The organism is Salipiger sp. HF18 (genome assembly GCF_011806505.1).
Classification (GTDB): domain Bacteria; phylum Pseudomonadota; class Alphaproteobacteria; order Rhodobacterales; family Rhodobacteraceae; genus Salipiger; species Salipiger thiooxidans.
In genome coordinates, this window is sequence record NZ_JAATOS010000286.1 from 1 (window position 1) to 5,295 (window position 5,295).

General features: G+C 66.0%; 3 protein-coding genes and 1 pseudogene. 3 read left to right on the top strand and 1 reads right to left on the bottom strand.

The genetic code is table 11. From position 1 onward, the window contains the following. Positions 1 to 1,580 (bottom strand): ABC transporter ATP-binding protein (locus HC022_RS18575; RefSeq protein ID WP_167453415.1); only part of this gene is annotated, 1,580 nt, incomplete at its 3' end. 248 nt (positions 1,581 to 1,828) lie between these two features. Here HC022_RS18575 and HC022_RS18580 point away from each other — a divergent pair. From HC022_RS18580 to HC022_RS18590, 3 genes and pseudogenes are all read left to right on the top strand, one after another. After that, positions 1,829 to 3,535: a peptide ABC transporter substrate-binding protein gene (locus tag HC022_RS18580; protein WP_167453416.1), complete on the top strand. Its 1,707-nt coding sequence runs from the start codon at positions 1,829 to 1,831 to the stop codon at positions 3,533 to 3,535. A 393-nt stretch (positions 3,536 to 3,928) separates the two neighbouring features. Next, positions 3,929 to 4,966 carry an ABC transporter permease gene (locus HC022_RS18585; RefSeq protein WP_167453417.1) on the top strand — a complete coding sequence of 346 codons (1,038 nt, stop codon included), beginning with the start codon at positions 3,929 to 3,931 and terminating at the stop codon, positions 4,964 to 4,966. After that, positions 4,959 to 5,295: pseudogene (locus HC022_RS18590) on the top strand (ABC transporter permease); the annotation flags it as partial. The gene HC022_RS18585 and the pseudogene HC022_RS18590, both read left to right, overlap by 8 nt.

The following is a 5,295-nucleotide window of genomic DNA, read 5'->3' on the forward strand; positions in this document are numbered from 1 at the left end:
AGGTACATCACGCCCACCTTGTGGCTCACCCGCTCGACCACGGCCATGTCGTGGCTGATGAAGAGATACGACAGCCCCAGGTCGGCCTGCAGCTCCATCATCAGGTTCAGCACCTGCGCCTGCACCGACACGTCGAGCGCCGAGACCGCCTCGTCCGCGACGATCAGCTTGGGGTTCAGCGCGAGCGCGCGGGCGATGGCGATGCGCTGGCGCTGGCCGCCCGAGAGCTCGTGCGGGAAGCGGCGCATGAAGCTGCGCGGCAGCTCCACCCGGTCGAAGAGCATCGCCACGCGGTCCGTCATCTCGGAGCCCGAATGGGTGCCGTAGTTGCGCATGGGCTCGGCCACCTGGTCGGCGAGCTGCATCTGCGGGTTCAGAGAGGCGAAGGGATCCTGGAAGATCATCTGCATCTGCCGGCGCTCGTCGCGCAGCATGCTGGGGCCCAGCCCAATCACGTCGGTGCCATCGAGATCGACCTTGCCGCGCAGCGGTTCGACCAGCCGCAGGATCGAGCGCCCGCAGGTGGACTTGCCGCAGCCGGATTCGCCCACAAGGCTCAGGGTCTGGCCCTTGTTCAGCACGAAGCTCACGTCCTCGACCGCGTGCACGTTGGCGACGGTGCGGCGGAAGAAGCCGCCCTTGACCGGGAAGCGCGTGGTCAGCCCCTCGACGGTCAGCAGCGGCGTGTCGGTGCCGGGGATCGGCTTGATCTCGCCCTGGTCGCGGCCGAGCAGCTTCATCGGCTCGGGCAGCGCCTTGCCGGTCATCTCGCCGAGCTTCGGCACCGCCGCCAGCAGCGCCTTGGTGTAGGGGTGCTGCGGGTTCTCGAAGATCTGCGCGACGGGACCTTCCTCGACCTTGTTGCCGCGGAACATGACGACCACGCGGTCGGCCATCTGCGCCACCACCGCCATGTCGTGGGTGATGAACATCACCGCGGTGCCGGTCTCGCGCTTGAGCCGGTCGATCAGCGCGAGGATCTCGGCCTGGATCGTCACGTCGAGCGCGGTGGTCGGCTCGTCGGCGATCAGCAGGCGCGGCTTGCAGGCCAGCGCCATAGCGATCACCACCCGTTGCCGCATGCCGCCGGAGAGCTCGTGCGGGTACTGCTTGAGCCGCCGCTCGGGTTCGGGGATGCGCACCTGCTTGAGCAGATCGAGCGCCCGTTCCTCGGCCTCGTCGCGGCTCATGCCGCGGTGAACGCGCAACCCTTCGGTGAGCTGGCGACCGACGGTGAAGACCGGATTCAGGGCCGTCATCGGCTCCTGGAAGATCATGCCGATCTCGTTGCCGCGAATCGTGCGCATCAGGTCCTGCTCGGCGGCAGCGAGGTCGATCTCGCCGCCGTCCTTGCGGTCGAACAGCAGCCGGCCGTTGGCGATGGTGCCGCCGCCGAACTCGATCAGCCGCATCAGCGTCAGCGAGCTCACCGACTTGCCCGACCCGGATTCCCCCACGATGGCGACGGTTTCGCCCGGCCCGACCTCGAAACTGACGTCTTCGACACCTGCAACGGTGCCGTCCTTTGTTTCGAATTCGACCCGCAGCTTCTCGATACGGGCGATGGGGTTGTCCAGCATGCATGCTCTCCTGACTTTCGAGTGCAAACGCGACGGGCAGTGTCTTGGTAGTGTCAAACCCCGCCAATGCTTTCCGCCAAGGCAGTGCTTGCAATTTCCGGATGTTCTGTTTCGATTGGCGACACGAAGGGGGATCGGGAGCCGGTCCGGACGAGCCAATCAAAGGTCCGGGTCGAAAAGGTGATTCCCCCTCCCAAGACCAAAAAACTGGTTCGTATCGGACCGGGGAGCCCAACAAGGAGAGAGCTATGACCCTCAAGACCCTCTTGCTCGGAGCGGTTGCGACATCCGCACTGGCACCAGCTGCCTTCGCCGAGCGCGGCGAGGACGGGCATGTGAACATCATCTACTGGCAGGCGCCTTCGATCATGACGCCCTATCTCTCGAGTGGCACGAAGGACATCGAGGCGTCTTCGCTCGTACTCGAACCGCTGGGCCGCTACACCGAGACCGGCGAGCTCGTCCCCTTCCTGGCGGAAGAGATCCCCACCGTCGAGAACGGCGGCGTGGCCGAGGACCTGAAGTCGATCACCTGGAAGCTGAAGGAAGGCCTTGTGTGGTCCGATGGCAGCCCGGTGACCTCGGCGGACGTGAAATTCACCGCCGACTACTGCATGGATCCCGAGGGCGGCTGCGCGCAGCTCGCCAAGTTCGACCACATCGCCTCGATCGACACCCCCGACGATCTGACCGTCGTGGTGAACTTCGACGAGCCCATGCCGAACCCCTACGGCCCGTTCATGGGCGGCCAGTCCCCGATCCTGCAGAAAGCGCAGTTCGAGAACTGCACCGGCGCTGCGGCGTCGACCTGCACCGAGGCCAACTTCAACCCGATCGGCACCGGCCCCTTCGTGGTCGACGAGTTCAAGCCCAACGACGTGATCTCGCTCTCGGCCAACCCCAACTACCGTGACCCGGCCAAGCCCGCCTTCGCGACCGTGACCCTCAAGGGCGGCGGCGACGCGGAATCGGCGGCCCGCGCCGTCCTGCAGACCGGCGAGTTCGACTATGCCTGGAACCTGCAGCTGGCACCCGACGTGCTTGCCTCCATGGCAGAAGGCGGCTCCGGCACCCCGGTCTCGGCCTTTGGCACGCTGGTCGAGCGCCTCGAGATGAACATGACCGACCCGTCCCCGGACCTGCCGGAAGGCGAGCGGTCGACCGTCGCGCATCCGCACCCCATCCTGTCGGACTTCAACGTCCGCAAGGCGCTGTCGATGGCCATCGACCGCGCGCTGCTGACCGAGATCGGCTATGGTCAGGCCGGTCGCCCGACTTGCAACCTCGTGCCCGCGCCGGCGCTCTATGCCTCCGACAACGAGGAATGCCTGACCCAGGACATCGAGGGCGCCAAGGCGCTGCTCGAGGAATCCGGCTGGACCGACAGCGACGGCGACGGCATCCGCGACAAGGACGGCATGAAGCTCTCGCTGCTCTACCAGTCGTCGACCAACGCCGTGCGCCAGGACTTCCAGGCGCTGATCAAGCAGTGGTGGTCGGAGATCGGGGTCGAGACCGAACTGCGCAACGTCGACTCGTCGGTGTTCTTCGGCGGTGACCCGGGCTCGCCCGACACCTTCCAGAAGTTCTACGCGGACGTCGAGATGTACGCCAACAACTTCGACGGCACCGACCCGCAGTCCTACCTGCAGATGTACCGCTGCGGCAACGAGCCGAAGCCGTCCTCGCAATGGCAGGGCGAGAACATCAACCGCTTCTGCAACGAAGAGTACGACGCCCTCCTCGACGAGCTGGCAAAGACCGGCGAGCTCGAGAAGCGCGGCGAGATCGCCAAGAAGCTGAACGACATCATCACCAAGGAAACGATGACCATCGTTCCGCTGGTCGACCGTGGCCGCGTGTCGGCGCATTCCAACAGCCTCGGCGGCGTAGTCCTGAACACCTGGGACTCCGAGCTCTGGAACGCCGCGGACTGGTACCGCATCGACGGCTGATCGCCTGACACCGGCGCGCCCCTCTCGCGGGGGCGCGCCCTCTTCCGGAAGGCTCCCCGTGGACGCAGACCTCTGGACCCCCGACCGCACGCCCCCGTGCGACGTCCCGGACGCATCCCGCGCCCGCTGTCCCGGCGCCCCGCGCCTGACGTCCCCCACGCCCGCCAGGCCCACGGCACCTCCTCGAGCCCGTCTCGGACGCCGGACCGCGCCGCGGCACCGCCCCAACGCAATTCCCCTTCAAGACCGAAATCGGAGACACGGTGATCCAGATCCCACTCACCACCGGGCAACCGCAGATCGCCGGTTGCATGCCGATCCCGTGCCGGTTACCGGCACGCGGGCAGATCGCCTGCCACCCGCAGCCCCCGCACTGAGCCCGGAGACCCGCCCATGCTGACCTTTGCCGTGCGAAGACTGGTTCTGTCGATCCCGACGCTGCTGTTCATCAGCTTCGTGATCTTCATGTTGCTGCAACTCGCTCCCGGCGACCCGATGGCGCAGGTGCCGCTGACGGTTCCGCCCGATGTGAAGGAGAAGATGCGCCAGGCCCTCGGGCTCGGCGAGCCTCCGCTGGTGCAATACTGGAAGTGGCTGGTCCAGGTGTTCTGGATCGAACCCAAGATCTTCATCGACTGGCTGACCCGCGAAAGCTGGCTGCTGGGCTGGCTGCCCGACACCCATCTCTACAACGGCGAGCTGCGGGTGATCTCGTGGCAGACCCGCTCGCCCGTGATGGACATCGTGCTGCAGCGGATTCCGCAGACGCTCTGGGTCGTGGGCATGTCCTACGTGGTCGGCGTGCTGATCGCCCTGCCCATCGGCATCTACTCGGCCTACCGCCAGTACTCGGTGTTCGACCAGGCCGGGACGTTCATCACCATGATCGGCTTCTCGATCCCGCCGTTCTTCACCGGCCCGCTGCTGATCGTGGTCTTCTCGGTCTACCTCGGCTGGTTCCCCTCGATCTACGACACCACCCACGTCGTGCGCGACTGGGCGAGCTTCAAGTTCCAGCTCAGCCAGATGATCATGCCCGTCATGGTGCTGGCGCTGCAGACCACGGCGCAGCTGTCGCGCTACATGCGGGCCTCGATGCTCGACAACCTCAACCAGGACTACGTGCGCACAGCGCGCGCCAAGGGCCTATCCGAGGCGGTGGTGGTCATGGTCCACGTGCTGCGCAACTCGATGATCCCCGTGGTGACGGTGATCGCGCTGGGCGTGCCCGCGATCTTCGGCGGCGCCATCATCACCGAGAACGTGTTCAAGGTGAACGGCATCGGTCAGCTGCTGATCACGGCCCTTTTCGCCAACGACCTGCCGATGGTGATGACGCTGACCTTCATCTTCGCGTTCCTCATCGTGCTCTTCAACCTGATCGCAGACATCCTTTACGGCCTGCTCGACCCGAGGATCCGCTATGACTGACAGCCCCCAGGACGACGTGATCCTCGCCGAAGCCGAAAACGCAGCCGCGCTGGGCGCGCTCAGGGACAAGGTTCCCTCGGCCCCGCCGCGCTCCAAGTGGCGCGACGTGTGGGAGCAGTTCCGCAAGCACAAGGGCGCGATGATCGGGGCCTTCTTCCTGATCTTCATCACCCTCGGCGTGCTTGCCGGTCCGTGGCTCTGGACGCTGGATCCGCAGAAGCTCGACATCCGGGCCAAGGACATGCGCCCGATCTACACCGCGATCTGGGACAGCGCCGCCAAGACCGGCTGGGCCCACCCGCTGGGCACCGACCAGCTCGGGCGCGACA